The organism is Nocardia macrotermitis, from assembly GCF_009604405.1.
GTDB lineage: Bacteria > Actinomycetota > Actinomycetes > Mycobacteriales > Mycobacteriaceae > Nocardia > Nocardia macrotermitis.
Window position 1 is genome coordinate 270,073 of the sequence record NZ_WEGK01000008.1, and the last position, 21,756, is coordinate 291,828.

The following is a 21,756-nucleotide window of genomic DNA, read 5'->3' on the forward strand; positions in this document are numbered from 1 at the left end:
CGAATTCCTTTGCGGGGGTGTGTAGTTCGGGTCAGACACCGATTGCGGCGAGTTCGGCCTCCACGGCCGCCTCGAGCCGCTCCCGGATCTGCGGGACGGTGATCTTCTGGATGATCTCGTGGAAGAATCCGCGCACCACCAGACGTCGGGCGGCCTCCTCCGGAATACCGCGAGCACGCAGGTAGAACAGCTGCTCGTCGTCGAAACGTCCGGTGGCACTGGCGTGTCCGGCCCCGACGATCTCGCCGGTCTCGATCTCCAGGTTCGGCACCGAGTCGGCGCGCGCACCGTCGGTGAGGACCAGGTTGCGGTTGGCCTCGTAGGTGTCGGTGCCCTCGGCCGCGGCGCGGATCAGCACGTCACCCACCCAGACGGTGTGGGCGTCGGGCTTGTGCGAGGACGGGTCGCCCTGCAGCGCGCCCTTGTACAGCACGTTCGACTTGCAGTGCGGCACAGCGTGATCCACCAGCAGCCGCTGTTCGAAGTGCTGGCCGTCGTCGGCGAAGTAGAGGCCGAGCAGTTCGGCGTCGCCGCCGGGGCCGTCGTAACGCACTGTCTCGGTCAGGCGCACCAGGTCGCCGCCGAGGGTGACGTTGGTGTGCCGCAGGACCGCGTCGCGGCCCAGCTTGGCGTGCTGCGCGGTGACGTGTACCGCGTCGTCGGCCCAGTCCTGCACGGCCACGACGGTCAGCTTCGCGCTGTCGCCGAGGACGAATTCCACGTTCTCCGCGTAGGTTCCGCTGCCGCGATAGTCGATGACGACGGTCGCGCTGGCGAAGGTGTCCAGGCGGACCTGCACGTGCCCGTAGGCGGTCTTGTCCGCGCCGGGACCGGTCACCGTGACCACGATCGGCTCGGCCACCTCGGTCTCTTTGGCGACCGAAACGATCGTTGCCTGTTCGAAGCCCGAATATGCCTGCGCCGCAACACGATCGGTGGGGACACCGGCCGCACCCAGACGCGGGTCCGCGCGATCGACGGTCTCCGCGGAGACTCCGGCGACAGCGCCCGGGTCGAGCGCGATCCGTTCCGAGGTCTCCGAGTCCGCGTCCGACGAAAAGCGAACCGCCGCAACCTCGATCGCGGCCGCGCCGTCACGCACGGCGCTACCGTCGTGCAGCCCGCGCAGGCGGCGGATCGGGGTGAAACGCCAGGCTTCGTCGTGACCCGAGGGCACCTCGAACGCGTTCACGTCGAACGAGGCGAACACCTCACCTTTGTTCAGCGCGGGCACCCGAGCCTCGGCGGCCTCAGCGATGTTCTCGACCGGCATCAGCCGACGGCTCCTTCCATCTGCAGCTCGATCAGGCGGTTCAGCTCGAGCGCGTATTCCATGGGCAGTTCCTTGGCGATGGGCTCGACGAAGCCGCGCACCACCATCGCCATCGCCTCGTCCTCGGTCATACCGCGGCTCATCAGGTAGAACAGCTGGTCGTCCGACACCTTCGAGACGGTGGCCTCGTGCCCCATCGTGACGTCGTCCTCGCGGATGTCGACGTACGGGTAGGTGTCCGAGCGGCTGATCGTATCCACCAGCAGCGCATCGCATTTCACCGACGAGTGCGAACCGTGCGCGCCCTTGTTGACCTGGACCAGGCCGCGGTAGGAGGACCGGCCGCCGCCGCGCGCGACGGACTTGGACACGATGTTCGAGGAGGTGTGCGGCGCCAGGTGCAGCATCTTCGCGCCGGTGTCCTGGTGCTGGCCCGCACCGGCGAACGCCACCGAGAGCACCTCGCCCCGGGCGTACTCGCCGGTCATCCAGACCGCCGGGTACTTCATGGTGACCTTGGAACCGATGTTGCCGTCGACCCACTCCATGGTCGCGCCCGCCTCGGCCTTGGCCCGCTTGGTGACCAGGTTGTAGACGTTGTTCGACCAGTTCTGGATGGTGGTGTAGCGGCAGCGGCCGCCCTTCTTCACGATGATCTCGACCACTGCGGAGTGCAGCGAATCGGACTTGTAGATCGGCGCGGTACAACCCTCGACGTAGTGCACGTAGGCGTCCTCGTCGACGATGATCAGGGTGCGCTCGAACTGGCCCATGTTCTCGGTGTTGATCCGGAAGTAGGCCTGCAGCGGGATGTCCACGTGCACGCCCGGCGGCACGTAGATGAACGAGCCACCCGACCACACGGCGGTGTTCAGCGCGGAGAACTTGTTGTCACCGGCGGGGATGACCGAGCCGAAGTACTTCTGGAAGATTTCCGGGTGTTCCTTGAGACCGGTGTCGGTGTCCAGGAAGATGACGCCCTGCGCCTCCAGGTCCTCGCGGATCTGGTGGTAGACGACCTCGGACTCGTACTGCGCGGCGACACCGGCGACCAGGCGCTGCTTCTCCGCCTCCGGGATGCCCAGCTTGTCGTAGGTGTTCTTGATGTCCTCGGGCAGGTCTTCCCAGCTCTCGGCCTGCTTCTCGGTCGAGCGCACGAAGTACTTGATGTTGTCGAAGTCGATGCCCTCGAGGTTCGAACCCCAGTTCGGCATGGGCTTGCGGTCGAAGATGCGCAACGCCTTCAGGCGCGCCTCGAGCATCCACTCGGGCTCGTTCTTCTTCGCCGAGATGTCGCGCACGACCTCCTCGGACAGGCCTCGCCGGGCGCTGGCACCTGCGACGTCCTTGTCTGCCCAGCCGTAGCCGTAGGTGCCCAGGGAGGCAATGGTCTCCTCCTGGGTCAGCGGCTGCGACTGATCGGTCGTCGTCGTCATTCGGCACTCCTTCCGGAGTTGTTGCGAGATGCCGTCGCGGGCTGCGCGGCGGCGTCGGATTCGATCTCATCGGGGGTTGGGTCTTCGGTGGTCGCCGGGACGACCAGCGGCACGTGGGTGGTGCAGGCGCAGTCGCCGTTGGCGATGGTGGCGAGGCGTTGCACGTGGGTGCCGAGCAGTTCGCGGAACGCCTCCAACTCGGCGGCGCACAGTTCCGGGAATTCCTCGGCGACATGCGACACCGGGCAGTGATGCTGGCAGATCTGAACTCCCGCACCGACTTTGCGCGTCGAGGCGGCGAATCCGGCATCGCTGAACGCCTCGGCGATCTCGCGCGCCTTGGCCGAGGTCGTCTCGGGGGTGTGCTGGGCGAGACGATCGATGCCTGCCACGATCGTGGACACCCGTTTGCGCGCGAATTCGGTGATCGCGGCCTGCCCGCCGATCTCGCGCAGCTGCCGCATGGCCGCACCGGCGAGATCGTCGTACGCGTGCCCGAGCCGTCCACGCCCGGCCGCGGTCAGTTGATACTGCTTGGCCGGTCGCCCGCGACCCTTCTGCTGCCAGGGCGCGGATCGCGTCGCGCGCGCTTCACCGGAATCGATCAGCGCGTCCAGATGCCGCCGCACACCGGCCGGGCTCAGCCCCAGCCGTTCACCGATGGCCGTGGCGGTCACCGGTCCCTGCTCGAGCAGCAGCTGCACGATGGCTTCGCGGGTATGCCCCTCACCCGTCGGCGTGGCGGACACGGCAGCACTCCGAGCGCCGTCCCGACGCCCGGCAGCAGCTTCCGCACTCCGCAAACCCACGGTTTTCACAACATCAGTGTGACGGAATTCCATCCCGCATTCTAGTAAGGTTCACCTTCCTCGCACCGGGACGACCGCAAAGCGCCAGTTCAGATGCCTCATCGAGGCTCTGACAGGTTCCTCACACCCATCCGCTCACCCGATTTATTCGGAAACGTCCACCACTCGCCGCCACGGATATCGCAGCACCGCACAGACCGATCGACGAGGCTCCCCCGCATCCCGCGTTCTCGGATGTCACATCCGAACCCCGACTGGCGGCGCGGCCGCGGTGAGCTCTCACGCTCGGCGACGAAGCATCCCGTCGACGCACGACCGTCCCCCGCTACGCTCTACCCCGTGGCGGTACTGGAAGACATGCGGCGCAGGTCCATCGAAGTGAGTCGCCGGGCGTTGGGCCTGGACGTGCCGCCCGCCGATCACACCATCGCCGTACTGCACACCAACGAGTCCGAGGCGCCGGGCCTCGATGCCCGGGAAACGGTGCAGTTCAGGCGAATTCGACTGCTCGGGGCGACCGGCGCGGTGCTGATGGCGATCAGCGCGCTCGGGGTCGGCGCACAGCCGGTCCATCAGAATCCGGTGTCGGGGATGCGGGTGGTGGGGCTGTTCGCCCGCGCCGCCACCCCGACACTGGCCATGTGCATGATCGGCACGGTCGCGGTGGTGCTGGCCTGGCTGCTGCTGGGCCGCTACGCGGTCGGCGGGTTCGGCGGCACGGTGCGGCATCGGCTGAGCCGGTCGCAGCTGGATCGCACGCTGCTGCTGTGGATCGTGCCGCTGTCCATCGCGCCGCCGATGTTCTCCAACGACGTGTACTCCTATCTGGCACAGAGTCAGATCGCCGAGCGCGGCATGGACCCGTACGTCGTCGGTCCGGCCGAGGGGCTGGGGCTGGCCAATGTGCTGACCAACAACGTGCCCAACATCTGGCGCGACACCCCCGCGCCGTACGGGCCGCTGTTCCTGTGGATGGGCCGCGGCATCGCGCAGCTGACCGGCGACAACATCATCGCGGGCGTGTGGGTGCACAGACTGCTCGAACTCGGCGGGGTCGCGCTGATCGTGTGGGCGTTGCCGCGACTGTCGCGGCGGTGCGGGGTCGCGCCGGTGAGCGCGCTGTGGCTGGGGGCGGCCAATCCGCTGGTGCTGTTCCACCTGGTCGGCGGCGTGCACAACGACGCGCTGATGCTCGGGTTGATGCTGGCGGGGCTGGAGTTCTGCCTGCGCGCGATCCACGGTAGCGAAACGCCGAGTACCGAGCCGACGCATCCGTTCGGGCGCAGGGAATGGGCGCTGCTGATATTCGGCGCGGTGGTCATCACCCTGTCGTCATCGATCAAATTCACCTCGATCCTGGTGCTCGGCTTCGTCGGGATGGCGCTGGCGCGGCGCTGGGGCCGGGGGTTGGGTCCGCTGCTGAAATCCGCTGCGGTACTGGGCATCATCGCGGTGGCGACGACGCTGTTCGTCAGCTTCGCCAGCGGTCTGGGCTTCGGCTGGATCTACACGCTCAACACCGCCGGGGCGGTGCGCAGCTGGATGTCGCTGCCCACGGCGGTCGGCGTCATCACCGGATTCGGCGGCGTGCTGCTGGGCTTGGGCGATCACACGACCGCGGTACTGAGCATCACGCGGCCGATCGCCGGGTCCGTCGCCGCGTTCCTGAGCCTGCGCATGCTGGTGGCGACCTGGACCGGACGTTTGCATCCCGTTGGCGCACTGGGTGTTTCGCTTGCGGCGATCGTGCTGCTGTTCCCGGTGGTGCAGCCGTGGTATCTGCTGTGGGCGATCGTGCCGCTGGCCGCCTGGGCCACCACCCGGGCCTTCCGCGGTCCGGCGATCGTGCTGTCGGCGGTGGTCGGGATCATCCTCATGCCGCGCGGCGCGGATTTCGGCGTCTTCCAGATCATCGAGGCGGCCAGCGCGACCGTGATCATCGGTGTCGGATTCATCCTGCTCACCCGCAACCTGCTGCCGTGGCGCGAGCGCACGGGGGTGTCTGCCTCGTCACAACCGCCCGCGGCATACGGTGTGACCTCGTGAACGCATCGGATCCGGCCGTCAGCGTCGACGGTGTCCTGAAACGCTTCGGCGAGACCACCGCCGTGGACGGCCTGAGTTTCGAGGTGGCGCGCGCGGAGGTCGTCGCGCTGCTGGGTCCCAACGGCGCCGGTAAGACCACGACGGTCGAGATGTGTGAGGGATTCTCCGCGCCCGACGCCGGATCGGTGCGGGTGCTGGGCTTGGATCCGATCGCCGACACCGATGCGCTGCGTCCCCGGATCGGCGTCATGTTGCAGGGCGGCGGTGCGTATCCCGGGTCCAAGGCCGGGGAGATGCTGGATCTGGTGGCCGCGTACTCGGCCGATCCGCTCGATCCGGAATGGCTGCTGGACACGCTCGGACTGCGCGATGCGCGCCGCACACCGTACCGGCGGCTGTCCGGCGGTCAGCAGCAGCGGCTCGCGCTCGCCTGCGCACTGGTCGGGCGGCCGGAGATGGTGTTCCTGGACGAGCCCACCGCCGGAATGGACGCGCAGGCAAGACATCTCGTATGGGAGCTGATCGACGCGCTGCGCCGCGACGGCGTCGGCGTCCTGCTCACCACGCACATGATGGACGAGGCCGAACAACTCGCCGACCGGCTGGTCATCATCGATCACGGGCGCGTCGTCGCCGAGGGCACGCCCACCGAGGTCACTTCCGCCGGGGCCGAGGGGCAGCTGCACTTCAACGCGCCGCCGAAACTTGATCTGGGACTGCTGACCACCGCACTGCCGGAAGGGTTCTCGCCGAAGGAGACCTCGCCCGGTTCGTATCTGCTGTGTGGCGACATCACCCCGCAGGTGCTGGCCACCGTGACCGCCTGGTGTGCGCGAATCGACGTGCTGCCCACCGATATTCGCATCGATCAGCGTCGTCTCGAGGACGTGTTCCTGGAGCTGACCGGCCGGGAGCTACGCAGTTGAGCGCGCCCGATTCCGGCCGGATTCCATTGTCCCCCATACCAACCCAGCGTCCGAGCGGAAGGCACTCGCGATGACCGACACCTCCGCCCGTTTCGCGCCCGGCACCTTCTCCCCCGCCCCACGCCCGGCCGCCCGCGCCGCGATGCTGGCCGCGCAGACGCGGATGGAGCTGATCCTGTTGCTGCGCAACGGAGAACAGCTCCTGCTGACCATGTTCATCCCGATCGCCATGCTCATCGGACTGACCCTGCTGCCGCTGAGCACCCTGGGCGAACATCGGGTGGACCGCATCGTGCCCGCAGTGATGATGGCGGCGATCATGTCGACCGCCTTCACCGGACAGGCCATCGCGGTCGGCTTCGATCGCCGCTACGGGGCGCTCAAACGACTCGGGGCGACCGCCCTGCCACGCTGGGGCATCGTCGGCGGTAAGTGCGCGGCCGTGCTGATAGTCGTTGTGCTGCAATCGATTCTGCTGGGATTGATCGGTTTCGCACTGGGTTGGCGGCCCGGGGCGGCCGGGCTGCTGTTCGGCGCGGTCGTCATCGCGCTGGGCACCGCGACCTTCGCCGCGATGGGCCTGCTGCTCGGCGGCACCCTCAAGGCCGAAATCGTGCTGGCCCTCGCCAATATCCTCTGGTTCGTGATGCTCGCGGTCGCCAGCGTCGTCTTCGCCGCCGGTGACATCCCCCGCCCGCTGAGCATCATCGCGCGCCTGCTGCCCTCCGGAGCCCTCGCCCAAGCGCTGGACCAGGCATTGCGCACGGGCGTCGACTGGTACGGCCTGGTCGTCCTGGTCGTGTGGGGCATCGTGACCGGCTGGCTCGCCACCCGCTGCTTCCGCTTCGACTGAGCGGCCTCTTCCGCCACTGGTCCATGGCCACGGCGATCCACAGCGGCAGAACGCGATCCACGGGTTTCGACCTCGACTCCGAGATGGTCGAATGCGCCGCCCTGCCCGGTGTCTTCGAGCAGCACGAGCTGCGACGGCGGTTACGGCGATGGCAAATGTCATCCGGCGGCAAGGGCCGAATAGCTCAGTCCCGCAAGCAAAGTCCCCGCATTTCCGGAAACAACCCGAGTTGCGGATCCGCGGCCACACCACAAGAATTGGCGCGAAACGATACGCACCCGACGAACCGGAGAACCACGTATGCGGGTGGACGCGCCGCGACAGCCGATCCTACTGTTCCGCTTTCACACGGATCCGGAGGTCGCGCGCGAACGACTGCGACTGATTCGACACTTCGATCCCGACCTGCGCCGCTATGTGCTGTTCAGTGGCGACAGGGCGCACGCGGATGCCGCGCACGCCGCGACCGCCGGTCTCGCCGACGGGTTCTGGTGTTTCGACGACGAACGCCGAGATCGCCAATGGCTCTGGCGCCACGGCGATCTCGTGCTGAAGGCGTGGCATCGGGCGGTCGGAAAGTATCTCGAATTCGACCACCTCTACTACCACGAATACGACCTCCTCGTGGCCGCGTCCATGCGCTCGGCCTTCGCTCCCGCAGCGGAGAGTGCCGTCCATGTGGGAGCCCTGCGGGAATTGACGCCCGACATCTACGACTACTGCCACTGGACCTCGGGGCGCGAACGTACGAATTTCCATCGATTCGAGGAGCGCATGCACCGGCGTTTCGGTACCGCCCGGCAGAAATATGTATGCATCGCACCCGGGATGCGCCTGCCCAAGGCTTTCCTCGACGCCTACGGTGACGAGGAGGATATCGAGTTCGTCAACGACGAGGTGCGGATTCCCGCCTACGCCGAAGCACTGGGATTCACGTTGACCGCGCATCTGATGAATCCGGGATTCGGAGATGTCGGCTCGGAGCTCAGGTACTTCAACTGCGGCAACGACGGGCACCCCGACATGTCGGATGTTGTCGACGTGCTGACCAGCCGAACCGATCGCCGCTGGTTCCATCCGGTCAAATACCTGGTCACCCTCGAAGACCTGCCGGAGTCGGTGCGCGAATCACGTTGATCCACAGTGCCGGTGACTGCCCCTCGCCACCCGGTGCGGTTCGTGCCTCCGATGTAGGCGTCGAGGACAACGACGGGCTGTAGTAGCCCGGATGCGGGGTGGGACGGGGTCAGGGCTACCGAGGACAACGACGGGCTGTAGTAGCCCGGATGCGGGGTGGGACGGGGTCAGGGCTACCATCGGTGCGTGCTGTCACGCGCCTTCATGCGACTCGTCGATCTGCTGCCGCTCCCATCGCTGCGCGTGCAGCGGATCATCGCGTTCCTGGTGATCCTGTCGCAGGCCGGGATCTCGGTGACCGGCGCGGTCGTGCGGGTCACCGCCTCCGGGCTGGGCTGCCCGACCTGGCCGCAGTGCTTCCCCGGGAGTTTCACCCCGCTGCCGCACGCCGCGGTGCCGGTCTGGCATCAGACGGTCGAATTCACCAACCGCATGTTCACCTTCGGGGTGACGTTGTTCGCGGCGCTGGTGGTGCTGGCGGTGTTGCGTGCGCGGCGACGGCGCGAGGTGGTCGCCTACGCCTGGATGATGCCCGGCGGCACGGTGTTGCAGGCCGTCATCGGCGGGATCACGGTGCGGACCGGACTGCTGTGGTGGACGGTATCGATCCATCTGCTGGTCTCGATGCTGATGGTGTGGCTGGCGGTGCTGCTGTTCGCGAAGATCGGCGAGCCCGACGACGCCGTGGCCGCGCCGCGCGTGCCCGCACCGCTGCGCTGGCTGACCGGGCTCAGCGCGCTGGCCCTGACCGCCACCCTCATCGCAGGCACCCTGGTCACGGGCGCGGGGCCGCACGCGGGAGATCAGAGCGTCACCAAACCCGTTGTGCGCCTGAAGATCGAGATCGTGACGCTGGTGCACGCGCACGCCGAGATGCTGGTCGCCTACCTCGCGCTGCTGATCGGTCTGGGCTTCGCCCTGGCCACGGTCGGGATGACGCGCGCGCTGCGCAACCGCTACCTCGTCCTGATCGTGCTGGTCTGCGCGCAGGGGCTGGTCGGCATCGTGCAGTACTTCACCCACGTGCCCGCCGCGCTGGTAGCCGTGCACGTCGGCGGGGCGGCCGCGTGCACCGCCGCCACCGCCGCGCTGTGGGCCGCCATGCGCACCCGCGAGCGGATCACCGCCGACGCACCCGCACCGGCCACGCAGGCCGCCTGATATCCGCTGTGCCGCAGCACAATCGACGCCCTCGAGTGGGGTGCCGGATGCGCCCGGCCCCGGCGATCGGCGATAATTCGAGGATGCCGACCTATGCGTACCGCTGCCGCGAATGCACCGGGACCTTCGAACTCCAGCGTCCGATGAGCGAATCGAGCGCGCCCGCGACCTGTCCCGACGGTCATGCCGACACGGTCAAACTCCTGACCACCATCGCGCTCACCGGCTCCGCGAACAGCCCCGCGCCGGTCTCGGCCCCCTCGGGTGGTTGCTGCGGCGGTGGGTGCGGGTGCGGGTAGGCGCTCGCGGTCACTCGGTGTGGTCGGCGACCGCGATCCGGCCCAATCCGTAGAAGCGGGACTCGCGCGCCGAGATCCCGAGTTCCCGCACGATATCGTGCAGATCCCGGTCTGCGGTGATCGTCAGTCCGTATCCGGACAGCAGCGCACCCATCTGCTCCGGAGTCCACGCCGAGATGTGCCGTTCGTGCTCGAGCGGATCCTTACCGCCGGTCAACCTGCTGAACACGCGCAACGCCCGCCGGCCCAGCACCGCCACCCGATTGTGCACCGGGTAGGTCGCCACCAGACGGCTGCCGACCGCCGACCGCTCGGCGACGACGGCGAGGGTCGACTCGACCTGCGCGTTCGTCAGGTAGGGCAGCACGCCCTCCCAGATCCAGGTCGTGGCCACCGCCGGATCGTGTCCGGCCGCGGCCAGCGCGGGCCCGAGCGCGTCCCGCCCGAAGTCCACCGGGACGAAACCCACCGACTTCGCCACCGCCGCGAGCCCCTCGGCCCGCGCCCGCTTATCCCCCTGCGACGCAGGATGATCCACCTCGAACACCACGGTCCCGGCCAGTTCGGCCATCCGCCAGGCCCGCGCGTCCAACCCCGCACCGAGCACCACGAGCTGCGGATTCCCCGCCTCCCGCACGGCGTCGTCGATCGCGACCGTCCGCGTAACCAACACCGCCGCAGTCGCATTCAGCATTTCGTACCGCATCCGCGCCCGCCACCCCGACGGCACCTCCCCCGCCCGCGCCGACGCCACTTCCGCCCGCTCGTCGTCCCGAAGCAATTGCACCGCAACAGGATCGGCGAACCGCCCCACCGCGAGCCGCCCATCCCCGACGGCCCGCCCCTGGCACACCAACACCGCAGTCCTGCTCGCCTGCTCATCGATCACGACCACACCTCCGCATGCTCGAGCGGGAATTGCCTACCTCAGCGATTCGCCCATCGAATATCGTCGCACCTGCCCGAGCCACGCCCATACCGAGCCCTGAGATCCACACCAATGTTCCATCTGCACAAGCTCATTCACACCTGCACTCGACACTTCCCGTAGCGGACACCCGTCCCCAGCAGTCCCTGTGATGCGGGTCCGTGCCCCGATTCGGCTCTGTCTCAGACGATGCGCAGTCGGCGTCTCCAGCATTCGAGCCGACCGGAATCGACCGCAGGGCTCACGCGGTGGCGTGGGGACCGATCCAGGTGTCGAAGGCGCGGTTGACGCCGCCGGTCGCGAGTTGGGTTGTCAGCCAGGTGTTCACCTCGGCGGCGAGGAGGGGCGCGTTGCGGCGGAGCAGGAAGATCTTGGCCGAGGAGTCGAAGGGGTGGTCCGGGTGCAGGACGCGCAGGCCGGGGTGTTGGCGGACGCGGTAGCGGCCTTCGACCGAATCGGTGACGAAGACGTCGGCGCGGCCCTGATCGAGTTGATCGACCATGGTCATGTTGTCCGGCCACAGGATCAGGTGGGCGGCGGGAAAATGCTTGCGCGCGAACATCTCGTTGGTGCCGCCCGGATTCACGATGACGCGCACGCCGGGACGGTTGATCTGCTCGATCGTGGCGAATCGACCCGCGTCCGCGGCCCGGACGATGGGAGCCTTGCCGTCGGTGCCGTAATCGATGGAGAAGTCCGCGTAGGCCCGGCGCGAGGCCGTATCGGAGATGCCGCCCGCGGCGATATCGCAGTTCTCCGGGCCGAAGTCCGCAGCCATGGTGGACCACGTCGTCGGGACGAATTCCACTGGTACGCGCAGGATCTCGCCCAATCCGCGAATCAGGTCGATGTCGATGCCGCGATAGCCACCGTGCTCGTCGCGCACCGAATAGGGCGGATAGTCGCCGGTCGTGCAGACCCGCAGCGCGCCGGGCTGCTGGGCCGCGGCCGGAACGGTCACCGGGATCAGGGCCAGCACACCGACCGCCGCCGCGATCATCGAACGCCGGAATCGCATGGCTGCCGCCCTCACCCTAGAGGCCACCCGCACACGAGCAGCGCCCGGCGATCCCGCCGGGCGCTGCTGGACGTTACCGGATGCGAACCGGGTTCAGCGCTCGTTTCGCGCCTTGGGGAACCGGGTCTGATGCGCGACCCACCCGGCCATCTTGGCCCAATGCCCGGTGGCCGGGGTGGCCACCGAGGTCAGCTCGCGGTCCCAGTGTTCGGTCTCGCTCAGCCCGGAGACGGCCTCGACCACGGCCTTCGCGGTGGCCAGATCGTCGGCGACGCGATCGCCGAGCACGCCGTCCGCGCCGACCAGGGTGATGCGCACACCGATCCGGCCGATCGGCTGCAACACCGCGGTCGCGGAACCACCGTGGGCGGCGACGAAATCCCGCACCGAATCGATCACGGCGGAGGACGGCTTGGTTGGGGCCGCGGATGCACTCATGACGGCGAGTTTACCGCCCGGTAGGTCCGTTCCGACACACTGCCGGGAATGATCACACCCGCACGGGTGTAGAACCGTGACATGCATGCGATTCAGGTTTCCGAGCTGGGCGGTCCCGAGGTCCTGCACTACACGGAGGTGTCCGATCCGGTGATCGGCCCCGGCCAGGTGCTCGTCGACACCGAGGCGATCGGCATCAACTTCATCGATACGTACATCCGCAGCGGCGTGTATCAGACTGTGCCGCCGTATATTCCGGGCGCGGAGGGGTCCGGCGTGGTGACCGCCGTCGGCTCCGGGGTGACCGATATCCGCGTCGGTGACCGGATCGCGTGGGCGGCCGGGCCGGGCAGTTACGCGGAGCGGGTCGCCGTCGAGGCCGCGGTGGCGGTCCCGGTGCCGGAGGGTGTGGAGCCGCCGGTCGCCGCGTCGGCGCTGTTGCAGGGCATGACCGCGCACTATCTGCTCGAGTCGGTCTACCGGCCCGAACCCGGGGAAACCGTGCTGGTGCACGCGGGTTCCGGCGGGGTGGGCCTGATCCTGACGCAGCTGGCCGTCTCGCGCGGCGTGCGCGTCATCACCACCGTCTCCACCGACGAGAAGGAGGCGCTCTCCCGCGAGGCCGGCGCCGCCGAGGTGCTGCGTTACGGCGACAGCCTCGCCGATCAGGTGCGCGCGCTGACCGACGGCGTCGGCGTGGCCGCGGTGTACGACGGCGTCGGCAAGGACACCTTCGAAGCCAGCCTCGCCTCGCTGCGCGTCCGCGGCATGCTGGCCCTGTTCGGCGGCGCCAGCGGCCAGGTCCCGCCGTTCGACCTGCAACGCCTCAACAGCGCCGGCTCCCTGTTCATCACCCGCCCCACCCTCGCCCACTACACCCGCGACCGCGCCGAATTGCTGTGGCGCGCAGGCGATATCATGAACGCCATCGCCGCGGGCACGCTGCACATCCGGGTCGGCGCGACCTACCCCCTCGCCGAAGCCGAACATGCACACCGGGATCTGGAGAGCCGCAACACCACCGGCTCGATCGTCCTGATTCCCTGACGATCACCCCTTGCGACGAGGGTGACAGCCACGAGCGTCACCCTCGTCGCGCGTATCAGTAGTCCCGCCCGGTCAAACCCCGGTAGACGAACCGCGTGAGCCCCTCGACGGCCTCGTCGTCGCTCAGTTCCAGTACGCCGTCCTCGACTGCCTCGAGCAATCCATGGACCGCCAGGAACATCATCGCCAGGCTGGCCTCGGGGGTGCTGGGCAGCCGCAGGTCGGCGGCCTCGAAGCCGTCCAGATGATCGGCGACCTCATTGATGTGGTCCGCGGCGAAACGTGTTGCCACCCGGGCGAAATCCGCGTCGACCAGGGCGGCCTGATCCACCGCGTGCAGGACCGGCCAGTTCCGGCGGGTGAACCCCCAGTACGCCGCGACATGGAAGCGCACCGCGTCCGGATCGGTGAAGTCCGGATTGTGCTCCCGCGCCTCGGCCGCCGAATCCCCTTCGGCGGCAAAGTCTTCCAGTAGCGCCTGGAGCAACTCCTCCTTGCTCGCGAAGTGGTTGTAGAAGGAGCCCGCCGCGCGTCCGGCCGCCGTGGTGATGTCGGTGATCTTGGTGTTCAGGTAGCCGCGCTCGGCGAACAATCGCCGGGCCGCGTCCTTGAGCGCCTGCTCGGTTTCCGCCGAACGCTCCTTGCGCCCGCTCTTCGCGGCCATCGCGACCACCTCCTTGACAGCGGACACTACCAACCTCAATACTGAATCCACATTCACTGAATATTGATTCAGATTTGGAGATACACCATGACCCCGCAGGTACTCGTCGCCGGAGCCGGCCCGACCGGACTCACCCTCGCCATCGATCTGGCCCGTCGGGGCGTGGGAGTGCGGATCATCGAGCAGGCCGCGGAATTCTTCGCCGGATCACGCGGCGACGGCCTCCAGCCGCGCACGCTCGAGGTGTTCGAGGATCTCGGCGTGCTGGGCGCGATCCACGCCGCGGGCATCCCGGTCCCGCTGACCCGGGTGTTCCTGGACGGCAGTCAGGTCACCGAGCGCCGCATGAGCGAACTGCGCAAGCCGACCCCGGCGGTGCCGTATCCGAATCCGTGGATGCTCGGCCAGTCCGATACCGAGGCGATCCTGCGCGCCCGCCTCGCCGAATTCGGTATCCGGGTCGAATTGTCCACTGCCCTGGCCACTTTCACCCAGGATGCGGACGGCGTCACCGCGACCCTGACCACCCCCGGTGGCGCGGAGACGGTGCGCGCGGACTATCTGATCGGCGCGGACGGCGGCCGCAGCACCGTGCGCAGGACGCTCGGCATCGCCTTCGAGGGCAGCACCGACGAGTCGATCCGGATGCTGCTCGGCGACGTCCCGGTCGATGCCCTGGATCTCGACTACGGTTACTGGTTCGCCGCCGCCGGTGCGCCGATGACCGGAATCTCGTTGACGCCGTTGGCCGGTCGCGAACTGTTCCAGTTCGCCGCGCCCCTGACGCAGGACGCCGAACCCACGCGCGCGGTACTCCAGGAGACGTTGGACCGATTCTCCGGACGCACCGACCTGAGCGTCGGCGAACCGGAGTGGTCGACGGTGTGGCGGCCGAATATCCGTCTGGCACAGCGTTTCCGGGTCGGCCGGGTGTTCCTGGCCGGCGACGCCGCGCACGCCCATCCCCCGACCGGCGGCCAGGGCCTGAACACCGGCGTGCAGGACGGTTACAACCTGGGCTGGAAGCTGGCCGCCGCACTCGACGGCGACCCCGCACCGCTGGACACCTACGAATCCGAGCGTCGCGGGGTCGCCGCGCGAGTCCTGGGCCTGAGCACGGCGCTGTTGGACAAATACGTCTCCGGCGACCAGGACGCGATGGACCGCGGCGAGGACACCCAGCAGCTCGACATCACCTACCGCGCAACGGATGCCACCGGTCAACTGGTCGCGGGCGACCGCGCACCCGACGCACCGCTGCGCCGCGCCGACGGCAGCACCGTGCGGCTGTTCGAGCTGTTCCGCGGACCCCACGCGACCCTGCTGAACTTCGGCGGCGAAACCACCTCCGCAACTACCGCCACCCACACGTATTCGCTGGTCGGACCCGATATCACCCCCCACGACGGACAACTCGTCGCGATCGGCGGACACGCCTTCACCGACTACGCCGCGGTTCCCGGAACCCGGGTGCTGATCCGCCCCGACGGATACCTCGCCCGCCGCGACGACAGGTGACCCGGCTGCGGCGCGGCAGTGCCGATAATGCATCATCTGTGCTGCCGCGCAAGCCGATTCGCCCGGATCCCCGTACCCTTTACGGTGGCCGGGCAGCTGCTCGCTCGGTCGGCAACGAGGCATCGGGCAGGGGTTGATCAGATGTTGGTGAAGGTTCGTGGTGACGACCCGTCGCGGCTGTCCAGCACCGAACGCACGGTGGTGAACTGGCTCAAGTCGTGGACCGGCGCGCACGCGTTACCCGGCATCGCGGTCGTCAAGTCCGAGGGCGCGGACGTCATCGTGTGGACGCCCAAGACGTGCGTGGTCGTGGTGTTGAAGGGCTTCACCGAGCGGGTGAACGGCACCCTGGTCTGTGCGGCGGCCGAACCGTGGACGATCGAGGGCGAGATCGCCCCGCTCGAGGGTGTGCAGACCGGGACCGAGCCGATGGAGGAGGTCAACGCCCGCACCCGCGCGCTGGAGCACGAGTTGCGTTCGGCGCCGGGCCGCGAATCGGTGGCGGTGACCGGCATCGTGCTGGTGATCCCCCAGCTCGGTACGCGGATCGCGTTGGAGAAGGGGCCGCTGCCCAGCGGGATCGACGTGGTCGTCGGCGACGGCCCGTCCTCGCTGCGCGCCTACTTCAACCGGATCGCCGGTGACGAGTCCGGCAACAATCCGATCCCCGCCGACAGCTGGGATGCCGCGCAGGTCGGCCAGGCGCTGGGCGCACTCGGATTCGCCGCCGCCGCAACCTATTCCGATCTGATCGCGGAGGGCTTCCCGGCACCCCGCGCCGATCGCGGCCGCCCCCGCGATCCCGCTCCGGTCGACGCCCCACCGCAGCCCGCGCCGGTCGCCCCGGCACCGGCCGGTCCGGCCGTACCGATCCCGGCCGCGCCGCTCACCGGCAGCGCGCCGCGACCGCAGCCCAAGCCCCGGCCGCAGCAACCGCCGCCGCCACAGCAGCCCGGACCCGCGCAACAGCCCGCCGGCCAATTCGCGCCGCCGCCGGGTTTCCCGCAGCAGCCCCCGCCGCAACAGCCGGGCGAATCCTTCTCCGCCGCACCGCAGTACCCGAGCCAGTCGGGTCCGTACTCGGTGCCGTTCGACCCGCGTCCGGCTCCCGAGGAACCGCGCCGACGTGGCCGCAGCGTCGTTCCGCTGGTGCTGCTGGCGTTCCTGGTGATCGTGCTGGCGGTCGCGGCGACCTGCACCGGCGGCGGCAACACCGAACATCCCAGTACCGGGCCCGGGGTTTCCACCACGTCGGAATCAGATGTGTTCACCACGCCCAGCGGGACCACGACGCCTGATCCGACGATCCCGTCCGAGACGATCGGCCCCGTGTGCTATCCGCTGCAACCGTGCCCGGGTAGGTGAGAATCCCGCCTCGCTCCGACGGGTTCTCGACCCCCTGACAGACAAGATCCGGCCCCCGAAACCTGGTTTCGGGGGCCGGAGGCGGCTTCGCAGCCGATACGTTCGACGTGATCACCGGACAGTCGCGCGGCCCCGGATACCGCAGGGCCACACGAGAATCCGGCCGCAACGCGATCCGGTCGCGGACCTCAGAACAGCGTATGCCCGATGCTGTGCCACCCGAGCACGGAATCCACTGCCAGACCGCAGAATACGACCGCGAGATAGTTGTTCGACTGGAGGAACAACCGCAGCGGCTTCACCGACTCCCCCCGGCGCACACCGGAATACAGCTGATGCGCCATCAGCAGGAACCAGGCCCCGGCCACCAGCGCGACCGCCGCGTAGATGACGCCCGTCGCGGGAATCAGTGCCAGCGTTGCCAATACGGTCAGCCACGTGTAGACGACGATCTGCTTCGTGACGGCCTTCTCGGTCGCCACCACCGGCAGCATCGGCACCCCGGCCGCGCGGTAGTCCTCCTTGTAGCGCATGGCCAGCGCCCAGGTGTGCGGCGGCGTCCAGAAGAAGATCACCAGGAACAGCACCAGCGCGGGCCAGCCGATGGTGCCGGTCTCCGCCGACCAGCCCACCAGCACCGGCATACATCCCGCGGCGCCGCCCCACACCACGTTCTGCGAGGTGCGCCGCTTGAGCCCGAGGGTGTAGACGAAGACGTAGAACAGGATCGTCGCGACGACCAGCAGGCCGGACAGCAGATTCGCCTGCCACCACAGCCACGCGAACGAACCGATGCCCAGCGCGAGTCCGAAGACGAACGCGTTGCGCGTCGGCACCGCCTCGCGCGCCAGCGGCCGCTTGGAGGTCCGCTTCATCACCTTGTCGATATCGGCGTCGGCGACGCAGTTCAGGGTGTTCGCGCTCGCCGCGCCCATCCAGCCGCCGAACAGCGTGGCCAGGATCAGCCCGATGTCTACGTGGCCACGATGCGCCAGCAGCATCGTCGGGATCGTCGCGACCAGCAGCAGTTCGATGACGCGCGGTTTGGTCAGCGCGATGTACGCCAGCACGCGGCGGGTGAACGCCGACAACGGCCCGGTACCGGTGACGCGATCAGCCAGCACCGTCCCGGAGGAACCGTGCGCATCACCCGGCTGTTGCCCAATCCGCACTGTTTCTCCTCGCAGGTGGTGCTCGATCCGGTCACGGAACTCAGCGCGCCAGGCTCGCCGGTACTACCCTGGACCAGGGCACACCGTCGGCGGCGCGGCCGACTACTACAGACGATGGTAGACCCAGCCGGGATACGCTCCGGCACCGCCCGCCGCGAATCATGCGCCGCCGCAAACACGACGCGCCCGCGAGACATCGGCGTCAGCGCGGCGATCCGCCTTCCGCCGCCGTCGATTCGGACACGAATCCCGATCAGCAGGGTTCCTTCCGCGCTCGCACACGCGGCCTCTAGGGTGGTGTGCACAACAGCCCGAACCCGCCGCTGAAGTTGACGAGAAGGTCAGGAGAACTCCGGTCGTGTCAGTCACAGACGACATCCGCTCCCTCACCCAGCCGAACCATCCGGACGACTGGACCGAACTGGACACCAAGGCCGTCGACACGGTCCGCGTGCTCGCCGCGGACGCTGTGCAGCAGGCCGGAAATGGCCACCCCGGCACCGCGATGAGCCTCGCGCCGCTGGCGTACTCGCTGTACCAGCGCGTCATGCGCCTGGACCCGAGCGATCCCGAATGGGTCGGCCGCGACCGATTCGTGCTGTCCTGCGGGCATTCCAGCCTCACCCAGTACATCCAGCTGTATCTGGCCGGATTCGGCCTCGAGCTGCACGATCTGGAGAACCTGCGCAAGTGGGGTTCGCTGACCCCCGGCCACCCCGAGTACCGGCACACCGCGGGCGTGGAGATCACCACCGGCCCGCTGGGTCAGGGTCTGGCCTCCGCGGTCGGCATGGCGATGGCGGCCCGTCGCGAGCGCGGCCTGTTCGATCCGTCGGCCGCGACCGGGGCCAGCCCCTTCGACCATTTCATCTACGTCATCGCCTCCGACGGTGACATCGAGGAGGGCGTCACCTCCGAGGCCTCCTCGCTCGCGGGCACCCAGCAGCTCGGCAACCTGGTCGTGATCTACGACGACAACAAGATCTCCATCGAGGACGACACCACCATCGCGCTGTCCGAGGACACCGCCGCGCGGTACCGCGCCTACGGCTGGCACGTCCAGGTCGTCGAGGGCGGCGAGAACGTCGCGGGCATCGAGGCCGCGATCGAGGCCGCCAAGGCCGTCACCGATCAGCCCTCGTTCATCCTGCTGCGCACCATCATCGGCTACCCGGCCCCCACCAAGATGAACACCGGTTCCGCGCACGGCGCGGCGCTGGGCGCGGAAGAGGTCGCGGGCACCAAGCGCGCGCTGGGCTTCGATCCCGAGAAGTCGTTCGACGTGGACGACGCCGTCATCGGCCACACCCGCAACAACGCCGCGGACCGCGCCAAGGCCGCCCGCGCCACCTGGCAGGACGCCTTCGACGCGTGGGCGCAGGCCAACCCGGAGAACAAGACGCTGTTCGATCGCCTCCAGGCCCGGCAGCTGCCCGAGGGCTGGGCCGAGAGCCTGCCGTCCTGGGACGCCGACCCGAAGGGCACCTCCACCCGCAAGGCGTCGGGCAAGTCGCTGGCCGCGCTCGCGCCGGTGCTGCCCGAACTCTGGGGCGGCTCGGCCGACCTGGCCGAATCCAACAACACCACGATGCCCGAGGTGCCCAGCTTCGGCCCGCAGTCCATCTCGACCGGGATGTGGAAGGCCGACCCGTACGGCCGCACCCTGCACTTCGGTGTGCGCGAGCACGCGATGGGCGCGATCCTCAACGGCATCGCCCTGCACGGCCCGACCCGCCCGTACGGCGGCACCTTCCTGGTGTTCTCCGATTACATGCGGCCCTCGGTGCGCCTGGCCGCGCTGATGCGCGTTCCGGCGATCTACGTCTGGACGCACGACTCCATCGGCCTCGGCGAGGACGGCCCGACCCACCAGCCGATCGAGCACCTCGCCGCGCTGCGCGCCATCCCGGGCCTGAACGTCATCCGCCCCGGCGACGCCAACGAGACCGCGCACGCCTGGCGCACCATCCTGGAACTGGACAGCGCCGAACGGCATTCGCACTTCACCCCCGCCGACGGCGCGCACATCGACGGCCCGTCCGCGCTGGCGCTGACCCGCCAGGATGTTCCGGTGCTCGAGGGCGCCAGCTACGACGGCGTCCGGCGCGGCGGTTACGTGCTGGCCGAATCCTCCACTGACACACCGCAGGCCATCCTGATCGCGACCGGTTCGGAAGTTCAGCTCGCGGTCGAGGCGCGGACTAGGCTGGAGGCGCAGGGTATCGGCACCCGCGTGGTGTCCATGCCGTGTGTTGAGTGGTTCGACGCGCAGGACGAGACCTACCGCGACGAGGTGCTGCCGCCGCAGGTCAAGGCTCGCGTCACCGTCGAGGCCGGAATCGCGATGCCGTGGCACCGGTTCTCGGGTGACGCCGGTGAGAACGTCTCGATCGAGCACTTCGGTGCCTCGGCCGACTACAAGACCCTGTTCCGCGAGTTCGGCATCACCGCCGACGCCGTGGTCGAGGCCGCTCAGCGTTCGCTCGACAAGGTGAAGGGATAAGCAATGGCCCAGAACGAGAACCTCGCCGCGCTGTCCGCGGCGGGTGTGTCGGTGTGGCTCGACGATCTGTCCCGCGACCGCATCCGGTCCGGGAACCTCGCCGACCTCATCGCCACCCGCAGCGTCGTCGGCGTGACCACCAATCCGACCATCTTCCAGGGCGCGCTGAGCAAGGGCGACGCCTACGACGAGCAGGTCAAGGAGCTCGCGGCGCGGGGCGCGGACGTCGATTCGGCGATCCGCACCATCACCACCGACGACGTCCGCGCCGCCTGTGACGTGTTCGCCCCGACCTTCGAGGCCTCCGGCGGCGTCGACGGCCGCGTCTCCATCGAGGTCGACCCGCGCCTGGCCTTCGACACCGACCAGACCGTCGCGCAGGCGATCGAGCTGTGGAAGATCGTCGACCGGCCGAACCTGCTGATCAAGATCCCGGCGACCGAGCCGGGCCTGCCCGCGATCACCAAGGTGATCGGCGAGGGCATCAGCGTCAACGTGACGCTGATCTTCTCGGTGCAGCGCTACATCAGCGTGATGGGCGCGTACCTGGACGGTCTGCGCAACGCGAAGATCGCCGGGCACGATCTGGCCAAGATCCATTCCGTCGCTTCGTTCTTCGTCTCCCGCGTGGACTCCGAGATCGACAAGCGGCTGGAGACCATCGGCACCCCCGAGGCGCTGGCGTTGCGCGGCAAGGCCGGAATCGCCAACGCGCGCTTGGCATATGCGGCGTACCAGGACGTCTTCGACGGCGGCAAGCACACCTCGACCTTCGCGCATCTGGCCGCGTCGGGCGGGGCGAACGTGCAGCGTCCGCTGTGGGCCTCGACCGGCGTGAAGAACCCGGACTACCCCGACACCATGTACATCACCGAACTCGTCGGCCCCAGCACGGTGAACACGTTGCCGGAGAAGACACTTCAGGCGTTCGCCGACCACGGCGCCCTCGACGGTGACGCGGTCTCGGGCAAGGGCGCGCAGGCGCAGGAGATCTTCGACCAGCTCACCGCCGCCGGCATCGATCTGGCCGACGTGTTCGACGTGCTCGAGCGCGAGGGCGTGGACAAGTTCGAGAAGTCCTGGGAAGAGTTGCTCACCGCCACCACCGCCGAACTCGACGGAAACCGGTAGCGCCGGTGGCCGGGCAGGAGACGACGGCCGTT

At 68.6% G+C, this 21,756-nt stretch carries 19 protein-coding genes; 11 read left to right on the forward strand and 8 right to left on the reverse strand.

What is annotated here, in order from left to right:
* Positions 1–31: 31 nt before the first annotated feature.
* The 3 genes from sufD to NRB20_RS20235 are packed head-to-tail and all read right to left on the reverse strand — an operon-like array spanning position 32 to position 3,551.
* Positions 32–1,273: a Fe-S cluster assembly protein SufD gene (gene sufD, locus NRB20_RS20225; protein WP_153411706.1), complete on the reverse strand. Its 1,242-nt coding sequence runs from the start codon at positions 1,271–1,273 to the stop codon at positions 32–34.
* A complete protein-coding gene (gene sufB, locus NRB20_RS20230) occupies positions 1,273–2,709 on the reverse strand; it encodes a Fe-S cluster assembly protein SufB (protein ID WP_153411707.1) in 1,437 nt (478 codons plus the stop codon). Before sufB ends, sufD begins: the two co-directional genes overlap by 1 nt.
* Positions 2,706–3,551, reverse strand: a complete 846-nt coding sequence (locus NRB20_RS20235) for a helix-turn-helix transcriptional regulator (protein ID WP_153411708.1) — start codon at positions 3,549–3,551, stop codon at positions 2,706–2,708. Before NRB20_RS20235 ends, sufB begins: the two co-directional genes overlap by 4 nt.
* 324 nt (positions 3,552–3,875) lie before the next feature.
* Here NRB20_RS20235 and mptB point away from each other — a divergent pair, with 324 nt between their 5' ends.
* The 6 genes from mptB (at position 3,876) to NRB20_RS20265 (ending at position 9,940) form a co-directional block, all read left to right on the forward strand.
* Complete coding sequence (gene mptB, locus NRB20_RS20240; RefSeq protein WP_153411802.1) at positions 3,876–5,564, forward strand: polyprenol phosphomannose-dependent alpha 1,6 mannosyltransferase MptB; 1,689 nt, start codon at positions 3,876–3,878, stop codon at positions 5,562–5,564.
* The gene (locus NRB20_RS20245) at positions 5,561–6,490 is read left to right on the forward strand and encodes an ABC transporter ATP-binding protein (RefSeq protein WP_319945159.1); all 930 of its coding nucleotides are present in this window, start codon (positions 5,561–5,563) and stop codon (positions 6,488–6,490) included. Before mptB ends, NRB20_RS20245 begins: the two co-directional genes overlap by 4 nt.
* 70 nt (positions 6,491–6,560) lie before the next feature.
* A complete protein-coding gene (locus NRB20_RS20250; protein WP_153411709.1) occupies positions 6,561–7,343 on the forward strand; it encodes an ABC transporter permease in 783 nt (260 codons plus the stop codon).
* Between the two features lie 300 nt (positions 7,344–7,643).
* Complete coding sequence (locus tag NRB20_RS20255) at positions 7,644–8,480, forward strand: hypothetical protein (protein WP_153411710.1); 837 nt, start codon at positions 7,644–7,646, stop codon at positions 8,478–8,480.
* Between the two features lie 186 nt (positions 8,481–8,666).
* Positions 8,667–9,641 carry a COX15/CtaA family protein gene (locus NRB20_RS20260; RefSeq protein WP_319945160.1) on the forward strand — a complete coding sequence of 325 codons (975 nt, stop codon included), beginning with the start codon at positions 8,667–8,669 and terminating at the stop codon, positions 9,639–9,641.
* Positions 9,642–9,724: 83 nt separating this feature from the next.
* Positions 9,725–9,940: an FmdB family zinc ribbon protein gene (locus NRB20_RS20265; RefSeq protein ID WP_153411711.1), complete on the forward strand. Its 216-nt coding sequence runs from the start codon at positions 9,725–9,727 to the stop codon at positions 9,938–9,940.
* Between the two features lie 10 nt (positions 9,941–9,950).
* On the opposite strand, the gene NRB20_RS20270 is transcribed toward NRB20_RS20265, so the two are convergent.
* The 3 genes from NRB20_RS20270 to NRB20_RS20280 form a co-directional block, all read right to left on the reverse strand.
* Entirely contained in the window at positions 9,951–10,829 is an 879-nt protein-coding gene (locus NRB20_RS20270) for a class I SAM-dependent methyltransferase (protein WP_319945161.1), read from the reverse strand.
* Between the two features lie 280 nt (positions 10,830–11,109).
* The gene (locus tag NRB20_RS20275) at positions 11,110–11,886 is read right to left on the reverse strand and encodes a transporter substrate-binding domain-containing protein (RefSeq protein ID WP_153411712.1); all 777 of its coding nucleotides are present in this window, start codon (positions 11,884–11,886) and stop codon (positions 11,110–11,112) included.
* A 93-nt stretch (positions 11,887–11,979) separates the two neighbouring features.
* Positions 11,980–12,324 carry a hypothetical protein gene (locus tag NRB20_RS20280; protein WP_153411713.1) on the reverse strand — a complete coding sequence of 115 codons (345 nt, stop codon included), beginning with the start codon at positions 12,322–12,324 and terminating at the stop codon, positions 11,980–11,982.
* Between the two features lie 81 nt (positions 12,325–12,405).
* Between NRB20_RS20280 and NRB20_RS20285 the strand changes: the two genes are divergently transcribed.
* Positions 12,406–13,371 (forward strand): quinone oxidoreductase family protein, encoded by a 966-nt coding sequence (locus NRB20_RS20285; RefSeq protein WP_153411714.1) that lies wholly within the window; start codon positions 12,406–12,408, stop codon positions 13,369–13,371.
* A 55-nt stretch (positions 13,372–13,426) separates the two neighbouring features.
* On the opposite strand, the gene NRB20_RS20290 is transcribed toward NRB20_RS20285, so the two are convergent.
* Entirely contained in the window at positions 13,427–14,035 is a 609-nt protein-coding gene (locus NRB20_RS20290) for a TetR/AcrR family transcriptional regulator (RefSeq protein WP_153411805.1), read from the reverse strand.
* 87 nt (positions 14,036–14,122) lie between these two features.
* On the opposite strand from NRB20_RS20290, the gene NRB20_RS20295 reads away from it, so the two are divergent.
* Entirely contained in the window at positions 14,123–15,553 is a 1,431-nt protein-coding gene (locus NRB20_RS20295) for an FAD-dependent monooxygenase (RefSeq protein WP_153411715.1), read from the forward strand.
* A 141-nt stretch (positions 15,554–15,694) separates the two neighbouring features.
* Complete coding sequence (locus NRB20_RS20300; protein WP_153411716.1) at positions 15,695–16,918, forward strand: hypothetical protein; 1,224 nt, start codon at positions 15,695–15,697, stop codon at positions 16,916–16,918.
* 188 nt (positions 16,919–17,106) lie between these two features.
* Here NRB20_RS20300 and NRB20_RS20305 read toward each other — a convergent pair whose 3' ends face one another.
* Positions 17,107–18,090 carry a heme o synthase gene (locus NRB20_RS20305; RefSeq protein ID WP_406603859.1) on the reverse strand — a complete coding sequence of 328 codons (984 nt, stop codon included), beginning with the start codon at positions 18,088–18,090 and terminating at the stop codon, positions 17,107–17,109.
* 358 nt (positions 18,091–18,448) lie between these two features.
* On the opposite strand from NRB20_RS20305, the gene tkt reads away from it, so the two are divergent.
* Together tkt and tal are read left to right on the forward strand one after the other, a co-directional pair.
* Positions 18,449–20,593 (forward strand): transketolase, encoded by a 2,145-nt coding sequence (tkt, locus tag NRB20_RS20310; RefSeq protein ID WP_319945163.1) that lies wholly within the window; start codon positions 18,449–18,451, stop codon positions 20,591–20,593.
* Positions 20,594–20,596: 3 nt separating this feature from the next.
* The gene (tal, locus tag NRB20_RS20315; RefSeq protein WP_153411717.1) at positions 20,597–21,724 is read left to right on the forward strand and encodes a transaldolase; all 1,128 of its coding nucleotides are present in this window, start codon (positions 20,597–20,599) and stop codon (positions 21,722–21,724) included.
* The last annotated feature ends 32 nt before the right edge of the window (positions 21,725–21,756 follow it).